23 protein-coding genes are annotated in these 22829 nt (G+C 50.9%); 9 read left to right on the forward strand and 14 right to left on the reverse strand.

What is annotated here, in order from left to right:
- Positions 1 to 40: 40 nt before the first annotated feature.
- Both ACLB09_RS22485 and ACLB09_RS22490 read right to left on the reverse strand, forming a co-directional pair.
- The gene (locus ACLB09_RS22485; RefSeq protein WP_410772082.1) at positions 41 to 919 is read right to left on the reverse strand and encodes a carbohydrate ABC transporter permease; all 879 of its coding nucleotides are present in this window, start codon (positions 917 to 919) and stop codon (positions 41 to 43) included.
- 270 nt (positions 920 to 1189) lie between these two features.
- A complete protein-coding gene (locus tag ACLB09_RS22490) occupies positions 1190 to 2128 on the reverse strand; it encodes an ABC transporter permease (RefSeq protein WP_410772083.1) in 939 nt (312 codons plus the stop codon).
- 280 nt (positions 2129 to 2408) lie between these two features.
- Here ACLB09_RS22490 and ACLB09_RS22495 point away from each other — a divergent pair, with 280 nt between their 5' ends.
- The gene (locus ACLB09_RS22495) at positions 2409 to 4724 is read left to right on the forward strand and encodes a helix-turn-helix transcriptional regulator (protein ID WP_410772084.1); all 2316 of its coding nucleotides are present in this window, start codon (positions 2409 to 2411) and stop codon (positions 4722 to 4724) included.
- Between the two features lie 139 nt (positions 4725 to 4863).
- On the opposite strand, the gene ACLB09_RS22500 is transcribed toward ACLB09_RS22495, so the two are convergent.
- Both ACLB09_RS22500 and ACLB09_RS22505 read right to left on the reverse strand, forming a co-directional pair.
- A complete protein-coding gene (locus ACLB09_RS22500) occupies positions 4864 to 5670 on the reverse strand; it encodes a TrmH family RNA methyltransferase (RefSeq protein ID WP_410772085.1) in 807 nt (268 codons plus the stop codon).
- A 56-nt stretch (positions 5671 to 5726) separates the two neighbouring features.
- Positions 5727 to 6401, reverse strand: coding sequence for a potassium channel family protein (locus ACLB09_RS22505; protein ID WP_410772086.1), 675 nt, complete (start codon positions 6399 to 6401; stop codon positions 5727 to 5729).
- Positions 6402 to 6527: 126 nt separating this feature from the next.
- Here ACLB09_RS22505 and sspI point away from each other — a divergent pair, with 126 nt between their 5' ends.
- Positions 6528 to 6761, forward strand: coding sequence for a small acid-soluble spore protein SspI (gene sspI / locus ACLB09_RS22510; RefSeq protein WP_410772087.1), 234 nt, complete (start codon positions 6528 to 6530; stop codon positions 6759 to 6761).
- 101 nt (positions 6762 to 6862) lie between these two features.
- On the opposite strand, the gene ACLB09_RS22515 is transcribed toward sspI, so the two are convergent.
- Positions 6863 to 8446: a peptide chain release factor 3 gene (locus ACLB09_RS22515; protein ID WP_410772088.1), complete on the reverse strand. Its 1584-nt coding sequence runs from the start codon at positions 8444 to 8446 to the stop codon at positions 6863 to 6865.
- 118 nt (positions 8447 to 8564) lie between these two features.
- Here ACLB09_RS22515 and ACLB09_RS22520 point away from each other — a divergent pair, with 118 nt between their 5' ends.
- Entirely contained in the window at positions 8565 to 8648 is an 84-nt protein-coding gene (locus ACLB09_RS22520; RefSeq protein ID WP_410772123.1) for a putative holin-like toxin, read from the forward strand.
- 233 nt (positions 8649 to 8881) lie between these two features.
- Here the strand turns inward: ACLB09_RS22520 and zwf are convergent, their stop codons facing one another.
- Together zwf and ACLB09_RS22530 are read right to left on the reverse strand one after the other, a co-directional pair.
- Positions 8882 to 10429 carry a glucose-6-phosphate dehydrogenase gene (gene zwf, locus ACLB09_RS22525; RefSeq protein WP_410772089.1) on the reverse strand — a complete coding sequence of 516 codons (1548 nt, stop codon included), beginning with the start codon at positions 10427 to 10429 and terminating at the stop codon, positions 8882 to 8884.
- Positions 10430 to 10625: 196 nt separating this feature from the next.
- Entirely contained in the window at positions 10626 to 11456 is an 831-nt protein-coding gene (locus tag ACLB09_RS22530) for a hypothetical protein (RefSeq protein ID WP_410772090.1), read from the reverse strand.
- A 128-nt stretch (positions 11457 to 11584) separates the two neighbouring features.
- On the opposite strand from ACLB09_RS22530, the gene ACLB09_RS22535 reads away from it, so the two are divergent.
- From ACLB09_RS22535 to ACLB09_RS22545, 3 genes are read left to right on the forward strand one after another with little or no spacing between them, the layout of a single operon-like run.
- Positions 11585 to 12685: an endospore germination permease gene (locus ACLB09_RS22535; protein WP_410772091.1), complete on the forward strand. Its 1101-nt coding sequence runs from the start codon at positions 11585 to 11587 to the stop codon at positions 12683 to 12685.
- Positions 12675 to 14174 (forward strand): spore germination protein, encoded by a 1500-nt coding sequence (locus ACLB09_RS22540; protein ID WP_410772092.1) that lies wholly within the window; start codon positions 12675 to 12677, stop codon positions 14172 to 14174. The genes ACLB09_RS22535 and ACLB09_RS22540 overlap by 11 nt, the downstream gene beginning before the upstream one ends.
- Positions 14171 to 15319, forward strand: coding sequence for a Ger(x)C family spore germination protein (locus ACLB09_RS22545; protein WP_410772093.1), 1149 nt, complete (start codon positions 14171 to 14173; stop codon positions 15317 to 15319). The genes ACLB09_RS22540 and ACLB09_RS22545 overlap by 4 nt, the downstream gene beginning before the upstream one ends.
- A gap of 41 nt (positions 15320 to 15360) precedes the next feature.
- Here ACLB09_RS22545 and ACLB09_RS22550 read toward each other — a convergent pair whose 3' ends face one another.
- The 7 genes from ACLB09_RS22550 to ACLB09_RS22580 all read right to left on the reverse strand — a co-directional run bounded on the left by ACLB09_RS22550 (position 15361) and on the right by ACLB09_RS22580 (position 20114).
- Positions 15361 to 16005, reverse strand: coding sequence for a response regulator (locus ACLB09_RS22550; protein WP_410772124.1), 645 nt, complete (start codon positions 16003 to 16005; stop codon positions 15361 to 15363).
- Entirely contained in the window at positions 15989 to 17074 is a 1086-nt protein-coding gene (locus ACLB09_RS22555; protein WP_410772094.1) for a sensor histidine kinase, read from the reverse strand. The genes ACLB09_RS22550 and ACLB09_RS22555 overlap by 17 nt, the downstream gene beginning before the upstream one ends.
- 19 nt (positions 17075 to 17093) lie before the next feature.
- Positions 17094 to 17744: a cell wall-active antibiotics response protein LiaF gene (liaF, locus tag ACLB09_RS22560; RefSeq protein WP_410772095.1), complete on the reverse strand. Its 651-nt coding sequence runs from the start codon at positions 17742 to 17744 to the stop codon at positions 17094 to 17096.
- Between the two features lie 114 nt (positions 17745 to 17858).
- A complete protein-coding gene (locus ACLB09_RS22565) occupies positions 17859 to 18560 on the reverse strand; it encodes a PspA/IM30 family protein (protein ID WP_410772096.1) in 702 nt (233 codons plus the stop codon).
- Between the two features lie 3 nt (positions 18561 to 18563).
- The gene (locus ACLB09_RS22570) at positions 18564 to 19079 is read right to left on the reverse strand and encodes a PspC domain-containing protein (RefSeq protein ID WP_410772097.1); all 516 of its coding nucleotides are present in this window, start codon (positions 19077 to 19079) and stop codon (positions 18564 to 18566) included.
- Positions 19080 to 19083: 4 nt separating this feature from the next.
- The gene (locus ACLB09_RS22575; protein WP_114496849.1) at positions 19084 to 19758 is read right to left on the reverse strand and encodes a PspA/IM30 family protein; all 675 of its coding nucleotides are present in this window, start codon (positions 19756 to 19758) and stop codon (positions 19084 to 19086) included.
- A 59-nt stretch (positions 19759 to 19817) separates the two neighbouring features.
- Positions 19818 to 20114 carry a hypothetical protein gene (locus ACLB09_RS22580; protein WP_410772098.1) on the reverse strand — a complete coding sequence of 99 codons (297 nt, stop codon included), beginning with the start codon at positions 20112 to 20114 and terminating at the stop codon, positions 19818 to 19820.
- Positions 20115 to 20508: 394 nt separating this feature from the next.
- Between ACLB09_RS22580 and ACLB09_RS22585 the strand changes: the two genes are divergently transcribed.
- The 3 genes from ACLB09_RS22585 to ACLB09_RS22595 all read left to right on the forward strand — a co-directional run bounded on the left by ACLB09_RS22585 (position 20509) and on the right by ACLB09_RS22595 (position 22818).
- Positions 20509 to 21786 carry an ArsB/NhaD family transporter gene (locus tag ACLB09_RS22585; RefSeq protein WP_410772099.1) on the forward strand — a complete coding sequence of 426 codons (1278 nt, stop codon included), beginning with the start codon at positions 20509 to 20511 and terminating at the stop codon, positions 21784 to 21786.
- A gap of 79 nt (positions 21787 to 21865) precedes the next feature.
- The gene (locus tag ACLB09_RS22590) at positions 21866 to 22219 is read left to right on the forward strand and encodes a hypothetical protein (protein WP_410772100.1); all 354 of its coding nucleotides are present in this window, start codon (positions 21866 to 21868) and stop codon (positions 22217 to 22219) included.
- Positions 22220 to 22323: 104 nt separating this feature from the next.
- Positions 22324 to 22818 (forward strand): cation:proton antiporter regulatory subunit, encoded by a 495-nt coding sequence (locus tag ACLB09_RS22595; protein ID WP_410772101.1) that lies wholly within the window; start codon positions 22324 to 22326, stop codon positions 22816 to 22818.
- Positions 22819 to 22829: the final 11 nt, after the last annotated feature.

A 22829-nucleotide genomic window follows, 5' to 3' on the forward strand; every position in this document is an offset into this window, starting at 1 on the left:
ATGCTTAACCGGAAGATTCCGGTTAAAGCCGGAATCTCCGTTACCCTTTCACGGCCCCTACCGTAAGGCCTTTAACAAAGTACTTTTGCAGCATCGGGTACAACAGGATGATGGGGCCGATCGTCAGAACGGTCGTCGCCATGCGAACGCCGTAAGTCGGCGGCGTGACCGCGATAGCCGCGCCTGAAGGAATCAGGTTCTTGGCGGCCTCCATATTGGATACCATCCGCCGCAGAATCAACTGTAAAGGAAACAATCGTTCATTGTCCACGAACATGAGACCCATAAACCAGTCATTCCAATAGTTCAAGGCATAGAACAGACCGACGGAAGCCAGGATCGGCTTTGAGATCGGCAGGATGATCTGGAAAAATATTCTCACCTCATTCGCCCCGTCGATCCGGGCGGCCTCCTCCAATTCCTCGGGAACGGTGCGGAAGAAGCTGACCAGCAGGAATACGAGAAAAGGCTGACATAACAGTGTAAGAATAAGCACCCAGACGGTATTTTGCAAATGCAGCCACTGGCTGACTACGATATAGAACGGAATAATGCCTCCCGAGAATAGCATGGGCAGATAGCAGAAGAGCAGAAAAGGCGTCTGCAGGACATTCCGTTTATTTGCCAAAGAGTAAGCCAGCATGGAAGAAATGCACAAGGCGCTTACCGCCCCGACGGCAGTGATAAGAACCGTCACTTGATAGCCGCTAAACAATACATCCGACTGGAGTACCGCTTCATACGCGGCCAAAGAAAACTTTTGCGGGAATAAAGTATAACCATGTGCGATCAGTTCGCCCTCATCGGTGAATGAGCCGATGACCATCAGCAGAAAGGGAAACAGACAGAATAAAGTGAACAATAGAATGATCGTATAGGCGGTTACCGAAAAAATCCGGTCAGGAACACTCTGCCTCATCTTTTTGCCTCCTATAAAGTGTGAGTTCAAAAAATCGGGTTTGCAGGGCCGAAGCCTATGCTTCCGAAGTGCGATTTTTCAAAACGGTTGAGTTGATTGAAGCCAAGGCCTGAGTAGCGGAGCGTAGACGGATCTACGTGAGCAACCGAAATGTTTCCGTAGGAAACATGCTTCGGAAGCATCCGCTTAGGCCCGGCTGAATTCAAGACTCGATGGCGATTCCTCTCCCTCAACTACTTCGTCAAGGGAAGACGACTTTTTGAACAACCTCTAAAATAATGCGGATTCTTTAGATACCTTTCGGGTAACCCCGTTGGCGATGATTACGAAAATCAGGCCCATCACCGATTGGAACAGCCCGACCGCCGAAGACATCCCGAAATCGTGCAATTGTCTCATCGAGCGGAACACGAAGGTATCGATCACGTCGGTTGTCGGATACAGCAGGGAGTTATCCCCGATAATGGCATAGATCATAGCGAAATCTCCGTTGAAGATTTTGCCTACGGCGAGCAGCGTCATAACCATGATCGTTGGCACCAGCAACGGCAAGGTGATACGGAGCATAATCTGCAGCTTGGAAGCTCCGTCGATTCGGGCTGCCTCGTACAAGTCCTCCGAGATGCCGGTAATGGCCGCCAGGAAAATAATCGAGAGATACCCCGCTCCCTGCCATACCCGAATCATCGTAAGAATCGCGGGCCACAACTTCGATTCGAACATCCAGTTGACCGGCTCCATGCCGATATTTTGCAGCCAAGCGTTGATCAGCGGCTCTTCCCCGCCGAACATCGACTGAACAATCATCCCTACCACGATCCAGGACATAAAATAGGGCAGGAAGATGAGAGATTGCGAAATTCTTTTGAAATATTTGTTGCGGATTTCATTGAACATAAGCGCGATAAGCACGGCGGCGACTGTCGTAAAGAAGATAAACAGCGCGTTCAACACCAAGGTGTTGCGAAGGACGGTCCAAAAGTCGTCCGAGGTGAAGAAGTAGTCGAAATTTTTGAAGCCTACCCACTCGCTTCCCGTAATCCCCTTGGAGAAGTCATAATCCTTGAACGCAATCGTGATCCCGTAGATGGGAAGATAACTGAATACGAGGAAGAACAGCAGGCCAGGCACGGCCATCGCGTATAGGAAAGGATTTCGAGCGATATGTTTTAGCTTGGACCCTCTCCCCTTGTTACTGTCATGTTGCATGGTTTCTAGTACCCCCTTGTGCGTCAAAATCGGTTATGGTTTGTAATTACCGGTTGCAGTGCTGCAGCTTCTGTTTTGTGGTCCGATGACGTCACCATAACAAGCCCGCCTTCAGGAAGGCAATTCCGGCAAACACGAATTCTTCCCGCAAGCGCGGATTTCACATTTTCCCAAAAACATCACTTTTCCAGAAACAAACGATTTTGCTGACGGAAACCCGCAATATGCTACAATAAATCTGCGCTCAGCAAAGAGAGAGAGAAGTAACGGGGGTTATGGCATGTCGAAATTCAGCTTTCCGCTCCTTGCCTCATTCAAGAAGCATCCGACCTATATGAGAATTATTTTTTATTTTGTCAGCGCGAATGTGCTCGTCTTGGCTATCTCATTCCTGCTGCTGTACTGGCAGTCCTCAAAAACGTTGCTGAAGGAAATCGGGGACCATTCCGAATCGCTTCTGCTTAATAGCGCCCGAAATACGGCAGGGCTGATGGAATGGTCCCTGGATTACAGTTATGCCTCCAGCAACGACAGCGAACTAAAAGTGTATGCGCTTTCCGATCATTACTCGGATTTTGAGACGTACACGGTATGGAGTCGATTGGGGGAGATCAAAAACGCCAACCCCGCGATCGATTCGGTCTACTTGATCAACGATTATACCGATACGGTTGTGGATTCCCGGCTGGGTATTAATGAAGCCACTACTTTTTACGACCAGGATATTCTGAAGCGGCTGCGTGACCCTCAGTTTGCGGAGCGGGCCGCCCCGCTACCCAGAAAGCTATCGCATCCTTTGAGCGGGGAAGCGGCCAAAGATGTCATCACGATCGTCAGACTCTATGAAAAGGGCAGTTCCATTTCCGCCTTCGTCATGAATGTGGATACCGATAAATTAATGAACTTGCTCCAAAGCAATTCCAATTACCCTAACCGGCAAGTAACGGTGTTGAATGACCGAAACGAGGAGGTTTTCAGCACGGTCCGGCTTAACGGCCAGCAGATTTTGGAGCTTGGCCATCAGAGAGGGCAAAGCGGGAACGGTTGGGAGCTGTTCAAACCCCATGGCCGTGAAGAACAGCTCATGGTTTACTCGACGGCTTCGATTAAGGGAATTCAGGACTGGACATTCATTGAAAGCGTTCCGAAGTCGGTTATCCTGGGCCGGATTTCCGTGCTCCGCAACATCAGTCTTTTCTTGTTTTTGGGCCTATTCCTGGCCTCGCTTACCGTCATCGTTCTGATCTCCAAACGGGTATATTCCCCTATTCAGGAATTGGTCGGAAGCGTCATGCGGCAGCACCGCGCAGAACAGATCGGGGAGGGAAAGTCGAGGAATGAGCTTGATTATTTGTCCAGCGTTTTCACGGCCCAAAAAGAACAGATCGATGAATTGACCGAGCAGTGGAGGCATAACAAAGTCCTTGGCAAAGAGCGGTTTCTACGCGAATTTTTGGGTCATGAAGCCCGCTCTCCCGCCGAAATCCTCAGGCATTTCAGGGAGTGGGAAATCGATTTGCCCGAAGAAAATTTGTCCGTTGCGATCTTTCGGATAGACCGTTTTCCGGAGTTTACGGAGATGTATTCGGAGAAAGACCGCCGGCTGCTGCGCTTCGCGATGGCGAATATCATCCAGGAGTCGCTGCAAGCCGCGGATCAACGGGTTCAAACGGTCGATATGGGAAACGACCATATCGCCGCAGTCCTGTCCGCCGCAGCAGTTTCCCCCGATTTCGTGAAGAAGCTGCGAGGATCGCAGAAGCTGCTACAACAATACTTGTCGATCGGAACGAGTGTAGCTTGGGGCAGAACGCTCCATAACCTGACCGACATGCACGAGGTGTATTTGGAAACCTACGAATTGACGCAGGAACGCTTTCGGTTTGGTCATGGGGCGATGATCCTCAAGCAGGAGTTGTCCGGCGCTCCCGGCGTGCTGTTCCATCTTCCGTTGGAGAAGGAGCGCCAAATGGCGCAGGCGATCCAGAAAGGGAACCGGGATACCGTGCTGCAGATCATGGCTTTTGCCGTAGAAACCTTGAGGGATCTGCCCTATTTCGAGTGTAAAATGTCTCTGATTACTTTATTTAGCGATATGCGCCGGTTGATGCAGGATCAGTTCCACCAGCCTCTGCCCAGCTCGTGGGGATTGACCTCGCTCGAAAATCAGATTATTCGCCTGGAGACGCTCGAAAACGTGGCCCGCTGGATGGAAAAACTGCTGGACAAAACGCTGGAGGACATCACGTCTGCCCGTGGCCTGTCCAGAAACGCGGTGTTGATCGAGCAGGTGGAACGCCTGATCGGAGAACGGCTCAACGATCCCAATCTCTCCTCCAAAATGCTGGCCGATGAGCTTGGCTTATCCGTCAACTATTTGCGCAGCTTATACAAAGCGGAGACGAACCGGTCAATCACCGACACGATTTCGGAGAGACGGTTGGATCTGATTTGCCGGGAACTGTTGGTTTCCGACTCGCCGATCGAGCCGATCATCCAAAATTACGGGTTTTCTTCATTGAATACCTTTTATTCTGTTTTTAAAAAAACGTACGGAATAACTCCGGCCCAATATCGGAGAGCGCATAAGAAATAGAAGAACCAGGCTCATTAGCGAGCGGCAATGTCCGGGGCTCCGAAGAAACATATGAGGGATTTTATCAAAAAAGCCCACACAAGGATCAGGGTAAATCCCTGAAATTTGTGTGGGCTTACTTCTAATTCATAACCATCGGCTAACCGTTTTCGCCGGGCGCAAAATGTCGCTGCCGCAGCGCTTCGTACAGCAGCACCGAGGCGGCCATCGCTACGTTGAGCGATTCGGCGCGGCCGCGCATCGGGATGATCAGGCCGTCGTCCATGAGGCCGCGGACTTCCGGACTGAGGCCGCTTCCCTCGCTGCCGAACAGCAGCCATACCGGCCCGGTGAAGTCGTACGCGTAGCAGTTCACCGCCGCCTGCAGGCTGGTGCCGGCCAGGCGGATGCCGCGGGCCTTGGCCTGCGGCAGCAGCTCTTCCAGCTTGCCGTGCACCACCGGCAAGTGAAAGAGCGAGCCCATGGTGGCGCGCAGCACCTTGGGCCCGTAAATGTCGGCGCACCCGGCGCCGACGATGACCCCGTCCGCACCGACCGCGTCGGCGGTGCGGATGATGGTGCCGACGTTGCCGGGATCCTGCACGCCGTCCAGCACCACCACCAGCCCGCCTGCCGTATCCAGCAGCGGCTGCAATGCCCCGCCGTCTTTGCGGACGACGGCAAACACCGGCTGCGGCGTCTTCGTATCGCTGCACTTGGCTATGACCGCGGCGGATACGCCGATCCATTCCACGTCCAGGCCGGCGGATGCGGCCTCGGCCAATTCATGGGGAATCCCCGCTTCAGCCTCATAGCAGACGCATTCAACATCGGCCTGCGCCTCCAGCGCTTCCTTGACCAGATGAATGCCTTCGATCAGGTATTTGCCCTGCTTGTCCCGCTGCTTCTTTTCAAGCAGTCCGGCCCATTCCTTCACCCGGGGATTTTGCGGAGACTGTATTTGCATCCATGCTTCATTCCTTTATCCGAAATTGACTTTTCCAGCCCTGGCTCCGGCTCGGCTTAGCTTTCCGAGTAAGCCAGCTCCATTTTCGTCAAGTCGTTCTTCTCGCCGACAATGACCAGCACATCGCCTTCGGAGAGACGATCGCTGGAGGAAGGCGAAATATTCATCTTCGTCCCGCGCTTGATTGCCATAACATTGCAACCGAACTTGGCCCGGACGTTCAATTCCTTCAAATTTTGGCCGATCATCGCCTTCGTAGCGCGCAATTCTACGATGCTGTACTCATCCGACAGCTCGATGTAATCGAGAATATTCGGAGAGGTCAGATGATGCGCCACGCGCAGCCCCATATCCCGTTCCGGATAAATCACTTTATCCGCGCCGATTTTTTGCAGCACTTTCCCGTGCAACTCGTTCTGAGCCTTGACTACAATCAACGGGCCGCCCATATCTTTCAAAATAAGGGTCGTAAGGATGCTGGCCTGGATATCTTCCCCGATGGCCACGACGACAACGTCGAAATTGCGAATCCCTAGCGCCCGGAGCGCTTCCTCATCGGTGGAATCTGCCGATACCGCGTGCGTTACGATATTCGATACGGCTTGGGTCTGCAGTTCGTCGGAATCAATCGCGAGTACGTCAAACCCCATGCCGCTGAGTGCTTTAGCCACGCTTAAACCAAAACGCCCCATGCCGATTACGGCAAATTGTTTTTTCTCTGTATGAGCCATGTTTTTCACCATCCCGAACATTATGGATTGCTATAGTATATCACAATGTCATCTAAACTTGAATTTTTGGTCCCCCGCCCGGGAAGGTTAAAGATTGGGCAATCACTATTTCAAGGAGGGTTACCGATGCCAATCACCATGAGTTTGCGCGAAGCGGTCCTGCACAAAGTTCACGGTAAAAGCATGAGCGGAATGCGCGATATGATCGAGGGCTCGATCGACGCTCAGGAAGCCGCTTTGCCGGGCCTGGGTGTAGTCTTTGAGGTTATTTGGAAAAACATCGATAATGCTAAGCAGGATGAGCTGCTCTCCGTGCTGCAAGGCGAGTTGGAACATACCAATCTTACGCCGTTGAAATAAGTAAGAAGCCCAGCCCAAAAAAACAAGCCTTCAGCGGACTGTTTTCAGACCGTTGAAAGGCTTGTTTTGCAAAGCACGGAAAGGGTAAGGTACAGTTCGCCCTAAGGCGCCATTTCCAAAAATTTCGCATCCGGGTTTTTATCCATCGCGGTACGCATGGCGTATTCGTTCTCGAACAAGGCTACATAATTCCCCTTCTTGTCCTTTACAAGCGTGGAATTAATCCGGAACTTGGACGGATCGATTTTGTCCGCAACGATCCACCGGGCAAACTGGAATGGCATCCGCTGAAGCACGACATCCACTCCGTATTCGCCCTTCATCCGGTATTCGAACACCTCGAACTGCAATTGTCCGACGACGCCAAGCAAGGTATCTTCAAAGCCGACGGTCGTGAACACCTGGATGGTTCCCTCTTCCGTCAACTGGTCAATTCCTTTTTGATACTGCTTATGTTTAAGCGCATTTTTGACCGTAACTTTCGCGAAAATTTCCGGCGAAAATACCGGCAGTTCATCAAATACAATCTCGCTGCCCTGACTGAGCGAATCGCCGATCCGGAAAATGCCGGGATCGAACAACCCGATGATGTCGCCCGGATAGGCTTCGCTCACAATATCCCGGTCCTGGGCCAAAAATTGCTGCGGCTGGGACAGCTTGATTTCTTTACCGGCCCGTACATGCTTGACGGACATCCCGCGCTCGAATTTACCGGACACGATCCGCAGGAAAGCGATCCGGTCCCGGTGAGCCGGGTTCATATTGGCCTGGATCTTGAATACGTAGCCGGAGAACTTTTCGTTCGTCGGCTCTACGGTCCCTGTAGTGCTCCGGCGCGGTTCCGGCTTTGGTGCCAGCTGCAGGAAGTTCTCCAGGAACGTCTGCACGCCGAAATTGTTGACAGCACTGCCGAAGAAGACCGGAGTCAATTCGCCGCGCTTCACTTTTTCCAGGTCGAAAGGATCGCCCGCCACATCCAGCAGCTCCAGGTCCTGGCATAGCTGGTCGTGCAGATAGTCGCCCGCCATCTCACGGATGACCGGGTCCTCGTATCCATCCACCTTCTTGACCTCAATATTCGAGTGATCGTCCCCTTGGAACAGCTCCACCTGGTTCTTCATCCGGTCATAGACGCCGCACAACTCCCGGCCCATGCCGATCGGCCAGTTCATCGGTACCGAGCGGATGCCGAGCACCTGCTCGATTTCTTCCATCAATTCAAACGGACTACGGCCCTCGCGGTCCAATTTATTAATAAACGTAAAAATCGGTATTCCCCGTTTGGCACACACCTGAAACAGCTTAATCGTCTGCGCTTCGACGCCTTTGGCGACGTCGATCAGCATCACGGCGCTGTCCGCAGCGGTCAAGGTACGATACGTATCTTCACTGAAATCCTGGTGACCCGGCGTATCCAAAATATTAATGCGATGGCCGTTATAATCAAACTGCATGACGGAAGAAGTGACGGAGATCCCCCGCTGCTTCTCGATTTCCATCCAGTCGCTCGTTGCATGCTTGCTGGCTTTACGGGCTTTGACCGACCCCGCCAAGCGGATGGCACCCCCGAACAAAAGCAGTTTTTCCGTTAATGTCGTTTTCCCGGCATCCGGGTGGGAGATGATCGCAAATGTTCTCCGTTTATCCACTTCCTGCTGCAGCAGTTGTTCCAATGCTTTGCTCATTCTCACTTTCCTCTCGTTCCACAAAGTCATGTCTTTTATTGTAACATATTTTGGTCCGACTTACGCAGTGCCTGTAATATCTATTATCCTCATACTCCCCGGAGAGGGGGTGAGACCCATGGAGGTCAAAGAGGCTATCTCCTTAATGTTCATGTTCGGCATGTTCATTTTGGCGCTTCTTACCTACAAGAAAAAGAAATAGACCGCCCTCACCAAGGTTAACGGTCTATTTCTGGGACTAACTTGTATCACTGGCTGCTCTTAATGCAGCTATTGTACTTTGGAGTCGTGTTCCCGCACGGCTCCTTCCGTATTCTTACCTTAGTAGTTGTTCATTCCCCGGGATTCACTTTACTATAAAAAAGCCGCCTTCGAACAAATGACTCGAAGACGGCTTAGACTTATATCAAACGTATACCATGATCCAGATCCCGCTTACTTGCTGATCCAAATCACGTTATCCTCATCCTGTCCGTTGACCGGCCACCAATGGAAGCCATCCTTAGCCAGCAGATCATGAGCTTCCTGAGGTCCCCACGACCCTGCCGGATAGGCGCTGATGTCTCCCGGATTTTGCGCCCAGGCAACCGCGATCCGGTCGATAAATGCCCAAGCGGTAGCTACTTCGTCCCAACGGGTAAAGTACGTGGAATCGCCATGAGCCGCATCCAGAATCAGGCGCTCGTAGGCCTCCGGAGAGTTGATTCCCACCTGGCAGCTTTGGCAGAATTCCATGGCAAGCGGTTCGATCTTGGAATCCGAGCCCGGTTTCTTCGCGTTGATCTTAATGTAGATCCCTTCCATCGGATTAACGCGGATGACGAGCAGGTTCGGTTCCAGCGTATGCTTCTGCCCAAGATATACGTTCGTCGGCATTTGCTTGAACTCTACGACGACCTCCGTCGTTTTGACCGGCAGGCGTTTCCCGGTACGGATGTAGAACGGGACGCCGGCCCAGCGGAAATTGTCGACGAATACTTTGGCAGCGAAATAAGTTTCGGTATTGGAGTTAGGATCGACTTTGTCTTCTTGGCGATATCCCGGGAGGTGCTTGCCTCCGGTTTCGCCCTCCGTATATTGCCCGCGAACGACGTTCTCCTTCACTTCCAGCGGGGTCGCGAAAGGACGCAAGGAGCGGAGAACCTTCACCTTCTCGTCCCGGATATCTTCCGGGAACAACCGGCTAGGCGGCTCCATGGCGATCATCGTCAGCATTTGCAGCATATGGTTCTGACCCATGTCGCGCAAGGCTCCGGAATGGTCATAATAACCGCCGCGCTCTTCTACGCCGACGGTCTCGCTAAGCGTAATTTGAATATTCGCGATGTGCTTGTTGTTCCACAACGGTTCGAAGAACGCGTTGGCGAAACGGATGACTTCGATATTTTGAACCATCTCTTTGCCGAGATAGTGGTCAATGCGATAAATTTCTTCTTCTTTAAATACCTGATTAAGCTCTTCGTTCAGCTTCTGTGCGGAGAGCAAATCGTAACCGAACGGCTTCTCGATGACCAGCCGGTGCCAACCGCCGCTGCTGAGCATGCCGCCCTTCTGAAGATTGAAGGACACGCTGCCGAACAGTTCCGGCGCCAACGCCAGATAGAACAGCCGGTTGCCGGGAATGCCGAAGCGGGATTCCACGGATTCGGTCAGCTCGCGAAGCTCATGATATCCGTCGATGTTGTTGATGTCCAAGGATTTGTAGGCAAAATGTTCGGCAAACCGCGTCCAATTCGCGGTATCCTCCACTTTGTACCGGCAAAATTCCTGAATGGAGCGATGAACGTCATCCCGGAATTCTTCCTGCGTGCGCGGACGGCGTGCCACGCCGATTACAGCAAAATCCTCGGCCAGCTTTCCTTCGCGATATAATGAATATATTGCTGGAAAGAGCTTACGGCGTGCTAAATCTCCGGTTGCCCCAAAAATAAAAAATACCGCTCCTGGTGTCTGCAGTGATTCAAGATTTTGATTATCAGCCATGGCTCCTCATTTCTTTCTATGTAATATAGTGTATATTTATTCAATACCCCACCAATGATATGAATTTACACGGCATCACTGGATGTGATGTAATTTTAGCATATTCACTGAAATGATGCCATCATATTCATATCAAATTATGTTGGTATTTAAGAAAATTCATCTAATATTTATCTAATTTTTAGATTGAATTCATCTAATATTCAACGGTTAACAAAGGAGAACCTAACGAGACCTCCATTTCCCCCGATTCGGAACTGCGGTGAACCGCCATCTGCAACGATACCTGCCGGTCGCCGCTGGCAACCGAGATCGGCAGCTCCGGGATGGCATACGTCCGACTGACCGTCTCCGCATCCGTATAATCTTCCACCGTTTCCAGGTTCAATGCATGGGAGGCGACATGTTCCAATTGTTGCATTTTGTTCTGGAGAAGCGCCTTCGCATTTCCATGGCTCGCTGAAAATCCGGAATCTCCCGGAACCGGCGCCTTAACCGTTCCCTGCAGGGCTGCATTCCAGTGTATAGCCACTCCTTCATCGGCAAGGGATTCGCCGTATGGGGACTGGATCGCTTTCATCTCCGCCAAGGCCTCTTTACCTTGCCCTTCCAACCGGAGCACGACGTAATAGGCCCCTTCCTCAATCCAAGTGACCGAAAGTCTCGTATTTATTCCGCGAGGATTACCTTCGGCATAATAAACGGTATGATCCTGCATAAGTTCTTCATGCACGCCGGAGAGGCCAAGCCGGGATGAAAGTGCATTCGCCGCTTCTTCCGGGGCCAAGAGGGTATACCACTCCCCTTGCCACTTCACCGTCCCCTTGATCCCTTCTTGAATCGACCCGTTCCCCACAGTCAAAAGTTTTTCCCATTGCAGGGCGGCAGCTTCGACGGGATCGCCTTTCAACCCGGAGGTGGCCTCTCCCTTGGTCATATTGCCCAAAAGCAAGGCCAGTAATAAAAAGGCCCCGGCCATGATCATTACCCCGCTTTTTAATTTGGCTTTGCTTCCCGGGTTACTCATCTTTTTTTCCTCCGCTACTCTATTAATCTATGAGATCAGCATTTCCTGATAGGGATCGTTTTATACCCGCATATCTTTACTTGCCGAGGAAATACTAAGCAAGACTTTCAAGAGACAGGAGAGCCTGCATGCTGAAATCGCCCAAACCGTCCATATCGCAAGCCATCATGATGGTGATGCTGACCGTAGGGATCACGAATCATGTTTTCGTTCTCCCTGCCCTCATGCACGCCGCCAAACGGGATGCCTGGTTCTCGGTGATCTTATCCATCATTCCTTTCGGCATTTTCACTCTCCTTCTGATATTCATTACAAAAAAGACTCAAAACAAACCTCTTCACCTCTGGGTCCAGAGCCGGTTCGGCAATGTCGTTTCGTTTCTGTTCCGGCTCATCTTGTCCGTTTATTTTTTTACGGTTGCCTGGTTTACCTTGTTTGATACGATTACCTGGACCAAGACTACTTTTTTGCCCTATACCCCGACCTGGGCCACTTTAATAGCACTTCTAGGCCTTTGCCTGGCTGCGGCAGTTCTTGGAATAAGGACGATCGCTATCGGTTCCGGCCTTCTTCTTCCCCTGGTGGTCGTATTGGGCATCTATGTCGGGTTGGCGAATGTCGAGTTTAAAGATTACAGCCAGCTTTTCCCGCTGCTGGAATTTGGATGGAAGCCGCCGCTGAAGGGAATGATTTATGCTTGCTCGGGGCTGTTTGAATTTTTTTTCATTCTGTTTATTCAGCCGCATCTAGAAAAACCGTTACAGAAAATCCACTTCGTCACCTTGGCCATTATCATAGTAGGACTTACCATCGGACCGCTTACCGGAGCAATCTCCGAATTCAACCCCTACGAAGCCTCGGTCCAGCGTTACCCCGCTTATGAAGAATGGAGAATTGCCGGATTCGGGAAGTATATTTCCCAAACCGATTTTTTCTCCATTTACCAGTGGCTTTCAGGGAGCGCCGTCCGCATATCCTTCGCTCTGTTTGCGGCCGTGGAATTATGGAATATCCAAAAACCCAAAATCCGTTTTTTTCTGCTGTCAGCTATGGCCGTCGCCTTGATCCCGCTGGGGAATTATGTATTCAATGACGTTCAGTTTCAATATTTGATCATCCATTATATTTTTCCGGGAAATTTAATTGTGATGGGCGGTTTTACCGTACTGCTCAGCATTGCAGCGATTGCTTCCGGACGCAAGAAAGGAGACGCCGTTCATGGACCATAACCGCATATCCGTCGACATTGCCGCCGAAAACCAAACCATCACCGAGGAGACGCTTAAGCAATTTTTTCAGGGTTCGGCGGATGTAATGCTGCATCGCTTTAATGCCGGAGGCTCCGGGGAGGAAGAACAACCGGTTGTGCTTGTATTTTCCGAAGGCATGATTGACTCCAAGCAGTTGAATCAGCTCGTACTACCGCGACTTGCGGCTATTTGCAGAGATCATCCCCGGATCACTGACATTGAAATCGGGGAAAATAGCCATTTGCCGTTATCCTTGATGCAGGTGGACAGTTTGCGCGATATCGCTTATGAAGTATATAGCGGAGATCTGATCATCTTCTTTGAAAAGCTCCAGTCTTGCTATAGCCTGGATATTGCAAATCCTCCTGCCCGCTCTCCCGGAGAACCCTTGACGGAATCTTCGATCAAAGGCCCGCGCGACGGCTTCACGGAGGAACTTACGACCAACATGGCCCTCCTCCGCAAACGGCTTCGGACCCATTCCCTTCATATCGAACAGTTCATAAAAGGACAACGTGGCGAAACCCGGCTTGCCCTTCTTTACATCGAAGATATTATTAATTCGGACATCAAAGAGGAAATCCGCAAGCGCTTAAACGGGATCAATACGGACGCCATTATCGGCACTTCGTTTATTGAAGCGATCATATCCGGCAAAAAAGGCCATGCCATGTTCCCCTTAACCGACTATACGGGGCGGCCCGACTATGTCGCGGACTGTTTGCTTTCCGGCAAATTCGCGGTGATGGTCGACGGTTCGCCAATGGCCATTATCGCTCCGGTTACTCTGATGAATCAGCTCATTTCCCCGGAAGACGCCAATACCGCTTATTTTATCGTATCGTTGCAAAAAGTGCTGCGGATTATCGGGCTGCTTATCTCTTTCTTTCTGCCCGGTTTTTACATCGCGCTCACGACATTCAATCTGGAGCAGATCCCTCTGCCGCTGCTGGCGACCATCAGCAATTCCAGGCAGGGACTGCCGTTTCCGATACCGCTCGAAACTTTTATCATGCTGTTCCTGTTTGAAATTTTCAATGAGGCGGGACGGCGGTTGCCCAAAGCTCTGGGTCAGACGGTCACCGTGGTTGGCGGTTTGATCATCGGCGACGCGGCCATCCGGGCGGGAATTACGTCACCCACGATTATCGTCAGCGTGGCGATCACGATCGTCGCCGCCTCCACGCTGGTGAACCAAACGCTTAGCGGGACGGCTTCCCAGCTCCGCCTTCTGGTCCTGGTTCTATCCTCTTTGCTGGGCATGTTCGGGTTTATGATCGGAGTGTTCGGGGTGCTGCTCTATATTTCATCGCTGGAGACCTACGGCGTTCCTTATCTTTCACCCATTTCTCCGTTTTACAAGCAAGACTTCCTTGTCTCCGTCATGAAAAAGCCTGCGGACAGCGAGGTGCTAAGACCTCGTTTCTTGCGGACCAAAGATAATAAAGGCAGGGGGAATCATTCTTGAAAATATGGCCCGTGCTGCTATCGATCGCCTTGCTGCTTACAGGCTGCTGGGACGTCAAAGAAGTTCAGAGCGTCAATTTCGTCACCGCACTCGGCGTGGATTACGCAAAAGATCATTACGTAATTTATGCCCAAATGCTGGACTTTGCGGAAATATCCAAACAGGAGAGCCCTTCCAGCACGGGGGAAGCGAAAATTTGGATCGGAAAGGCAGAGGGAAAAACGATGGCGGAAGCTTTTAACAATCTTTATCCCGCCTCCCAGCAGCGGACTCTCTGGACGCATGTAAAAGCGATCGTATTCTCAAAGTCTTTGCTGGAAGGCCATTTGCCGGAGACGATCGCCAGCCTGCTCCGTTCCCGCGACCTGCGCTATACGCCGTGGGTGTTCGGGACGGAGCAAGAGATAGACAAACTCATGTCCAGCGTATCCTTGCTGAACCATTCCGTCATCAACTCGGAACTTATGGATCCGATGGAAGTTTACAGACAGTATTCCGCCATCGAGCCGGTCCAGCTGATCAAACTCGTCAACGGGGTTAACGAGCCTGCGGCGAGAGTGCTTCTTCCATCGGTTACTTCTACGGACGCCGTATGGAAAGACAAGCTGGAGCCGATCAGCCTCGTTAAACTCAATGGGGCTTACTTGATTTCCGGAGGAAGGAATAGAGGGTTTGTGGATACCGCGAGCATGGGGGGAATCAAATATGCATCCTTTAAAAAGATGTTCAAATTTCCGCTGACCCTGAGCATGCCCGATGGCAGCCTGGTCGTCGTGAACGTGGTTGACTCCAAATCGAAAACGAATTTCAAAATAAAATCCGGCGTTCCGTCAGCCCATATGAAAGTGAAGGCGAGAATTCACGTCGTGGAAGTAGCACCGACAAGCGAGGCTAGCGCCAAAAAAATCAAGGAATTAGCTACAGCAGCGATCGAGAAGGAGATACTTAATACCTTTTCGGCGGCCAAACGGAAAAACCTGGATGTATTCGGTTTGGAAAAAAAGCTCTACCGGAGTCATAACTCCAATTGGAAGCAACTCCGGGGAGGCTCGCAAGAGCCCTTAATCTCAAAGCTGGATCTTGATGAGCTAGAGGTCAACTTAAAAGTCGTTCACTCCACTTCGTACAAATTGCCTAAAGAATAAGAAGGACCCGGTTATCCTGCACCGGGTCCTCTTGTATGCAATTATTCGGCCAAGCCGTTTTTATAGGCATAAATCGCAGCCTGTGTACGATCCTCCACGCCAAGCTTGGCGAGAATGTTCGTCACGTGGAATTTTACCGTCTTGATTCCGATAATCAGGTCATCGGCGATATCCTGATTCGACTTGCCTTGCGCCAACAGGCGAAGAACATCCATTTCCCGTTCGGTAAGGTCTTCGTGCGCCGGCGTTTCCGGTTTGGGTTGACGGAAACGGTTCATCATTTTGGAGGCAACCTGGGACTCCAGTACGGATTGCCCTCTCACCGCCGCCCGGATCGCTTCGGCGATTTCGGAAGCCCTGGACGTTTTCAGGAGGTAACTGAATGCCCCGGCTTCAATGACCGGGTACATCTTCTCGTCATTCAGATAACTGGTCAACACGATTACTTTGCATTCCGGATAAAGCGCAAGCAGTTGGCGCGTCGTCTCGATGCCGTCCATCCCATCCATCACGAGGTCCATCAGAACGACGTCCGGTTTATATTCCTGCGCCAGCCTGATACCTTCTTCCCCGCTGCTGGCTTCGCCGACGACCTCGATGCCATCTTCGGTACCCAACACGGCCGCCAGACCGATTCGCACCATTTCATGATCGTCAACCAGCAGCACCTTAATCATCTTGTCCATTTCCATCTCCATGATGATCGTCTCCTCCGATTTCCTCATTCAATAGCGGTACTGTAATTTCTATGCGCGTCCCCTTGCCGGGGGCGGTAAGGAACTGAATGGAACCGCCGATTTCACGCACCCGCTCCTGCATGGTCGATAACCCGTAAGAAGCCTGCTTCTTGTCGTCGAGCTCAAAACCGACCCCGTTGTCGCGAAGCGTGACTTTCACCGTATCCGCTTTCCGGTGGATCCGGATTTCCATCTTGTCGGCCTTGGCATGGCGAAGCGTATTGGACATGGCCTCCTGGATGATGCGGAACAAGTGGTTCTCGATGCCTTTTCCTAGCTTCAGGTTTTCGTCCATTTCCAGCGTGAGATCCATCGGCACCTTGGTCTTAAGCTCTTTGACCAGCTCGCGCAATCCTTGGGACAATTCCTTGCCCTCCAAATAGACGGGCCGCAAATGGAGCAGCAGCGCTCTCATTTCCGATTGGGCCACCGAGGCCATCTCCTCGATCAGCTCCACCTGCCGCTGTGCCTTGTCAAAATCTTTATCCAGCGTCCGACCTACGGCGGTAGCCGTCATAGAGATTGCGAACAGTTGCTGGGACACCGCATCGTGAAGCTCCCGGGCCAAGCGCTGGCGCTCCTCCACAATCGCGGACACCCGGGCCTGCTCGGCAAGCTGGGCGTTGTGCGTGGAGAGGCGCTGAAGCGAGCTTACCTGCTCTTCCCAGCGCTTGCCGATACGCTCCAGCTGTTCGCCAAGCCCTCCGATCTCATCATCGCCAAGCTGCGGCACCGTTCCGGTCTGATTTCCCTTCTCCCATTGAAGCAGCGAGTCGCGCAGCAGGTCAAGCCTTCTTTTCTGGCGATAGCCCTGAAAAAAACCAAAGGCTGCTCCTATGCTGAGCAACAGGGTCAACAGCGTCAATCCGGCCTGAATCCCCGTCTTCCAATTGGTGGAGGGTTTAAAATAACCATATGTATATAGAATGTAAACTACGACGGCCAACAGGATAAAACACAGGAGAATCCCCTCCCGCATACTGCGGGAAACGAGATTCCCTGGCTTTTTATTTTTCATGCGGAGCGGTCCTCCCGTCTCAAATTAATCGTATATCCACATCTCCCACAAGATAGGAGATGATAATTTTCACTTTTTGTTCGCGCTCGTCAAAGTTCGGCGATTTCCAGTACAGCCTGTTCAGCATTCCGGTTTCCCGGTCCTGGCTGAATTCGATTTGCCCAAACAGGACAAACGCCTCGATCTCCACCCCATAATCCTCGGAAACGGCAAGATCGATGTCGCCCACCACTCCCTGAAACATCAGGATATGTTCTACGCCTTCCGAAATCGCCAGCGACATGTCGATATCGATTTCTCCAAGCACATGCCACATGCTCGTATTGCGCAATGTCCATGGATCCCGGTCCCAGTGAATGCTCGAAGTAATGCTCTGTTTTTGCACATGATTACCTTCCGGTTGTGTTTTACGGATTTTTGCATAATAAAAACCTAGCGAAACCATAAGAATCGCCACCACGAGCATAAAATGATCCAACAGGATAAGTCCGCCACCGACGGCCAGTAAAATATACCCCGTTTTGACTTCTTCCCCTTGCCGGATCTTATAGATCCCGTAACCTAAAATAAAGAGGGCGACGATGGTGATAAAACTCAGCCACTTGCCGAAAATCATTAAAATACCAAGTCCGATCAATCCGATGGCCAAGAACCTTTTCCGCTTTTCCATGCCGCACCTCCTGTCGGTTCATAAGTTGGAAAAGCCATAACGGTATGGGTTCTCCATACCGCATGGCTTCACCATGGTCTAGCATAACACATTGTCCCTTGGACTGTGTAGCTGTTATTCTACGCTTTCTTCGCGTTTTTCGGAAGGATTCAGCTTCGCTTTCAAAGCTTCAAGCTGTGCATCCACTTTCAGTTGTTTTTCGGCATCCGCAGGGCTGATGTACGAAGAAGGTGATGTTCCCCGGTATACTACGCCGGATACTTCCGCTTCGGCTTCCAGTTGCATGATTTTTTCTTCCATGCGGTGGAATCCGAGCGAAGCGTTGCCGCTTTCGATCGTATGCAGGCTGCTGATTTGAGACATTTGCTTTCTGGCCTTGGCCATTTGTGCGCGGCTTACCAGTTCGTTGCGCTTGTTGCGCAGTTTGTAGAACTCATCCTTCATTTCATGAAGTTGTTGCTTCAGTTCGTTGGCTTGCGCCTCGGATTGGGCATGCAGATCACTGAATTCGCTTTGCTTTTGGTCATAGTGGATTTTTTCTTCCAGCAGCTTGCGTGCTACTTCCTCTTGACCGTTTCTCAAAGCGATTTCGGCTTGAGCTTCTCTTTGCGAGGAAATGCGTACAGCTTCATCCAAACGCTGTTTCATTCTGCGCTCGTTGGCCATTTGCTTCGCCACCGTCACCTCGGCGTCACGGATTTCAGCCTCCATATCGCGCAGATATTGATTGAGCATTACGATTGGATCCTCTACCTTATCAAGCATGTCATTAACCGATGCCTTTGTAATATCTTTAATTCTTTTAAATACTCCCATTGTTTACACTTCTCCCTTCTCATAGTCGGACAGCTTTTTACGAAGCTCTTCCAGTTCTTTTTTCATGGCTTTTTTCTCGATATCTTGCATCATGGAATCCAGATTAGAGGCAGTTTCTCCGCCAAATGCGGTGTTGCCGGCGGCGCCGGGGTTGCCTGAAAACTGATGGTTTGCTTGGTACGGATTTCCTCCATACGGAGGTTGCTGCGGGCGAGGACCATATCCAAATCCCGGTTGCCCCGGACTGCCCGGATTTCCGCCGCCGTATCCCCCGAAACCGCCTGCCCCGCCATTACCATGCCAACCGTTGTTGAAGTATGGATCGAACGGTTCATATGGTTCCTTGGATACGACCAGCGCAGCGATTAAGTATATTAAAATCGTTGTCCCGCCCGTAAACGGCACGCTAATGATCGTCAAAATCCGTAGCGCCGTGGAGCTGATTCCGAAATATTCGCCCAGTCCGCCGAGCAGGCCGCTAAACCATCTATCCCGTCTTGAGCGGTATAATCTACCCATTGTGTTACTCCTCTCCTTTGTTATTCAGCTTCTGCTTCAAACGGGAGAGCTCCTGTTCCAGAGTCGATTGGATGACGGATCCGGCCTGGTTTACGAAGTCTTGGCCTGTCTTCCGCAGTTCGCGCAGGCTGCGCGCTTCCCATTCCATATCGGATACCCGGTCCTCCAAACGGTTGAACATTTTAGGCACATCCTGCGCCCCGTAACCGTTCATCCGCTGGTTCATCCGCTGCTGCAAACGAAGAGTTTCCATTCTAGCGTAATAGTACTGGCGTTTGCTGTAGACCACCTGATATTCGGTCTTCAGCTCGTGAAGCTGATTTTCCAGTTCCTGAAGCGACTCCAGGCTCTGTGCGTACAGGTCCGAATACTGTTCGATTTTTTCGTCGTACAACATCTTCTCTTGCAGTGCCAGTTTGGCCAGGTGTTCTTCTCCCGCTTTCAAGGCGAGCAGTGCTTGTTCCTCACGTTTATTCCGCATGATTGACGCTTGATCCACCTGGTGTTTCAATTGTTTGGTGTGACCCGAATATTGATGATGAAGTTTCTCGGCTTCCGCAATCTCCTGGCGGGTCTCGATCAGGAATTGGTCGATCAAGCGTACCGGATCCTGCGACTGTTCCAGGCGTTCATTCAAGTTTGCTACTGTAATATCCCGTACTCGGCGAAATACACTCATGACTCTCTTGTCCCTCCTAACCTTTCGGCTATTCATTCAAATGCTTTCCGTATATATGATCAGTAACCCCGCTTGCCTCTAAGGGAAGAAATTCCGTATACGATCAATCCGATTCCGAGCACCGGAACGATCAGCCAAGCCAGCTTAGAGATCAAGGATATAATCCCCAGGAACAGAACGATCCACCCGAAGAACGCATTCCCGCGCTTTATCCCGTAGTAACCAAGAGCGATCATCGCAATTGCGAGTACCAATCCGAAAAGGCTACCCAGGAACGGGGTCAGTTTGCCCAGCAAAATCAGAACGCCAAGGCCGATAAGTACAATCGCAAAAGCATTGGGCCGATTTGTTTTCATTGTTTATCACCGCCTCTCATTTGTTCAACCTTATGACTCTATTCTAGGTCGAAACCTTGTTCTTCAAAACGGACCGTGGACGGTTTTTGAACCTAGACCAAAGTCGAGGTAAGGTTCCGCCCTTGGATAGACAGGCGGTAAGACTCCGGGGCGTCCTGATACCTTTACAATTTGAAAAACTAATAATATAATGAAAAAGCACAAGCAAACAATAGAATAGTACAGTTATCGGAGGAGCCTGCCATGTTGCGGGCTCTTTTTGCCTATTTTCAGGCAAATACAGCATATTTCCGCCCCTTCATGGCATTATAAAGGTGGTGTTCAATACGTCTGGCGGCACATTGAACACTCGCCTCTCGGGTGACTCGGCATAACTGCAAGGAGGGTATTTATTATGGAACAACAAGCCATTTGGGCTATCGGCATCTTTTTGCTGACCTACGCACTTATCATCTCGGAAAAAATTCACCGCACACTGCTCGCTATGGCAGGCGCCGTTCTGATGATTATGCTCGGCATCATCGATCAAGAATCGGCTATTCATCACATTGATTTCAACACGCTCGGTCTGCTGATCGGGATGATGATCATCGTCAATACGACGGCGGAAACGGGTGTCTTCAACTATATCGGAGTCTGGACGGCCAAAAAGGCCAAGGGTAACCCGGTAACGATTCTGTGGCTGCTTGCCCTAATCACGGCGGTCGGCTCGGCTTTTCTGGACAATGTCACCACCATCATACTAATGGTACCGGTAGCCTTTAGCATTACGCGCCAGCTACAGGTTAAGCCTTTTCCGTATGTGTTCTCGCTGATTATCGCCTCAAACATCGGCGGAACCGCCACGCTGATTGGCGATCCGCCGAATATTATGATCGGAAGCGCAGTCCCGGAATTGACATTCATGGCGTTTTTGCAAAATCTGGCGCCGGTAACGATCCTGATTCTTGCGGTAACATTGCCGCTTCTTCTGTTTATTTTCCGCAAAGGATTGACCGCCTCCAAGCAAAATCGCGAAAGCATGATGGGAATGAGCCTGGACGGACTCATCACGAACCGCAAGCTGCTGGTACAATGCCTGGTGATACTCGGCTTAACCTTGCTGGGCTTCTTCCTGCATCAAACTTTGCATCTGGAATCAGCGACGGTAGCCCTGGCAGGCGCCTTTCTGCTGCTGCTCCTTACCGGGGAGCATGTCATGGAAAGAGCATTCCGTTCCGTCGAATGGCCGACGATCTTTTTCTTTGTAGGGCTGTTCGTCCTGGTAGGCGGTTTAATTGAAACCGGCACGATCAAACAGTTGGCCGAGCGCGCCATCGATTTGACCGGAGGAGATCCGCTGTTTACTTCGATGCTCATTCTCTGGTTAAGCGCGATCGCCTCGGCTTTTCTTGATAATATCCCGTTCGTGGCTACCATGATTCCGATGATTCAGGACATGGGCAACATGGGGATTACCAACCTGGAACCGCTATGGTGGAGCTTGGCTCTCGGCGCTTGCCTGGGCGGCAACGGCTCCCTGATCGGCGCAAGCGCCAATCTGATCGCAGCCGGAATGGCCGCCAAAGAAGGCGAGTCGGTTCCATTTCTGAAATTCCTGAAGTTCGGTTTTCCTCTAATGTTGCTATCCATTGTGATATGCAGCGTGTACATTCTTATTCGTTATTTTTGAGTCTTTAAACCTTTTGAGATAAAAAGCATTGTATGCTATCCTTTTAAGTAAATAACTAAAACCAAAGGGAGGGATTTTCGTGAAAATTCGCGTACAAACCATCACCGCCTCGCTGGTTGCCGTATTTTTGGCTTTTTTCATGATTTTGTCCCTCCCTGTTCCTTCCTCTCTCCCGGGAACAGCCGAAAGTATGGAAAGAGAAGCTTACAAAATCGAGGAAACAACTCGCACGAAAAATGTAACTCTGCGTCTCAATTCTTCGCATCAGGGCAAGCTATTTATTGACAGAGCTCCGCTTCCTCTTTTGGCAGCCTCTATGTCCGCCATACTATTGCTTGCCATTCCGCGGATTTCTTTCCGCCCGTTCTTTTACCTGTTTATGAAGCGTATTCTACTCATGCCGATTAAATTTACGAGCATGTTTTTGGCTTGATTTCGGCTGCTTTCGCAGTCTTATTAAGCCTGTGCTTAGGATTTCTCGGCATTTTTTCAGTCCTGATTAGGATTGTTACTATGAACTCTGGAGGCTTGAAACTAATGAATCTCAAAGAAACGGAATTACCTGGCATAGGTAAAAAATTCGTCGTTCAAACGCGCAACGGAGAAAAGCTGACGATCATTATCCATGATGACGGCCGGCGCGAGCTTTTTCATTTTGATGAAGAGAACCCGGATGACAGTATCTCCATGGTGGCTTTGGACGATGATGAAGCAAGATACGTATCAGCAATCATTGGCGGGGTTACCTATCAACCGACAGCCCTCGAGAATATCGAAGTCGCACTTGGCGATCTCATTATCGAGTGGTATCGTCTTGAACCGAATTATAAAGCGATCGGCAAAACGATCGGCGAACTGCGGGTTCGCCAGCGCTCAGGCGCTACCATAATTGCTGTTATTGAAAAAAATCAGAAAAAACACGTCAATCCCGGCGCGGATTTGATGCTTACCGCCGACGCTCTCGTCGTAGTGATCGGAGAACGCCTGCACCAACAACAAATTAGACACATCTTACTGAATGGAAGTGTTTAAAAGGATCTTAC

This window comes from Fontibacillus forbon (assembly GCF_046559655.1).
Classification (GTDB): domain Bacteria; phylum Bacillota; class Bacilli; order Paenibacillales; family Paenibacillaceae; genus Fontibacillus.

Bases quoted from the DNA above. Each gene is read 5' to 3' on its own strand.
- ACLB09_RS22520 (WP_410772123.1), top strand. From the start codon at position 8,565: ATGGAGGTCAAAGAGGCTATCTCCTTAATGTTCATGTTCGGCATGTTC.
- ACLB09_RS22595 (WP_410772101.1), top strand. From the start codon at position 22,324: ATGAATCTCAAAGAAACGGAATTACCTGGCATAGGTAAAAAATTCGTC.
- ACLB09_RS22530 (WP_410772090.1), bottom strand. From the start codon at position 11,456: ATGAGTAACCCGGGAAGCAAAGCCAAATTAAAAAGCGGGGTAATGATC.
- ACLB09_RS22535 (WP_410772091.1), top strand. From the start codon at position 11,585: ATGCTGAAATCGCCCAAACCGTCCATATCGCAAGCCATCATGATGGTG.
- ACLB09_RS22495 (WP_410772084.1), top strand. From the start codon at position 2,409: ATGTCGAAATTCAGCTTTCCGCTCCTTGCCTCATTCAAGAAGCATCCG.
- ACLB09_RS22570 (WP_410772097.1), bottom strand. From the start codon at position 19,079: ATGGGTAGATTATACCGCTCAAGACGGGATAGATGGTTTAGCGGCCTG.
- ACLB09_RS22485 (WP_410772082.1), bottom strand. From the start codon at position 919: ATGAGGCAGAGTGTTCCTGACCGGATTTTTTCGGTAACCGCCTATACG.
- ACLB09_RS22550 (WP_410772124.1), bottom strand. From the start codon at position 16,005: ATGGACAAGATGATTAAGGTGCTGCTGGTTGACGATCATGAAATGGTG.
- ACLB09_RS22540 (WP_410772092.1), top strand. From the start codon at position 12,675: ATGGACCATAACCGCATATCCGTCGACATTGCCGCCGAAAACCAAACC.
- ACLB09_RS22585 (WP_410772099.1), top strand. From the start codon at position 20,509: ATGGAACAACAAGCCATTTGGGCTATCGGCATCTTTTTGCTGACCTAC.
- ACLB09_RS22490 (WP_410772083.1), bottom strand. From the start codon at position 2,128: ATGCAACATGACAGTAACAAGGGGAGAGGGTCCAAGCTAAAACATATC.
- ACLB09_RS22580 (WP_410772098.1), bottom strand. From the start codon at position 20,114: ATGAAAACAAATCGGCCCAATGCTTTTGCGATTGTACTTATCGGCCTT.
- ACLB09_RS22555 (WP_410772094.1), bottom strand. From the start codon at position 17,074: ATGAAAAATAAAAAGCCAGGGAATCTCGTTTCCCGCAGTATGCGGGAG.
- ACLB09_RS22565 (WP_410772096.1), bottom strand. From the start codon at position 18,560: ATGGGAGTATTTAAAAGAATTAAAGATATTACAAAGGCATCGGTTAAT.
- liaF (WP_410772095.1), bottom strand. From the start codon at position 17,744: ATGGAAAAGCGGAAAAGGTTCTTGGCCATCGGATTGATCGGACTTGGT.
- sspI (WP_410772087.1), top strand. From the start codon at position 6,528: ATGCCAATCACCATGAGTTTGCGCGAAGCGGTCCTGCACAAAGTTCAC.
- ACLB09_RS22505 (WP_410772086.1), bottom strand. From the start codon at position 6,401: ATGGCTCATACAGAGAAAAAACAATTTGCCGTAATCGGCATGGGGCGT.
- ACLB09_RS22515 (WP_410772088.1), bottom strand. From the start codon at position 8,446: ATGAGCAAAGCATTGGAACAACTGCTGCAGCAGGAAGTGGATAAACGG.
- zwf (WP_410772089.1), bottom strand. From the start codon at position 10,429: ATGGCTGATAATCAAAATCTTGAATCACTGCAGACACCAGGAGCGGTA.
- ACLB09_RS22500 (WP_410772085.1), bottom strand. From the start codon at position 5,670: ATGCAAATACAGTCTCCGCAAAATCCCCGGGTGAAGGAATGGGCCGGA.
- ACLB09_RS22575 (WP_114496849.1), bottom strand. From the start codon at position 19,758: ATGAGTGTATTTCGCCGAGTACGGGATATTACAGTAGCAAACTTGAAT.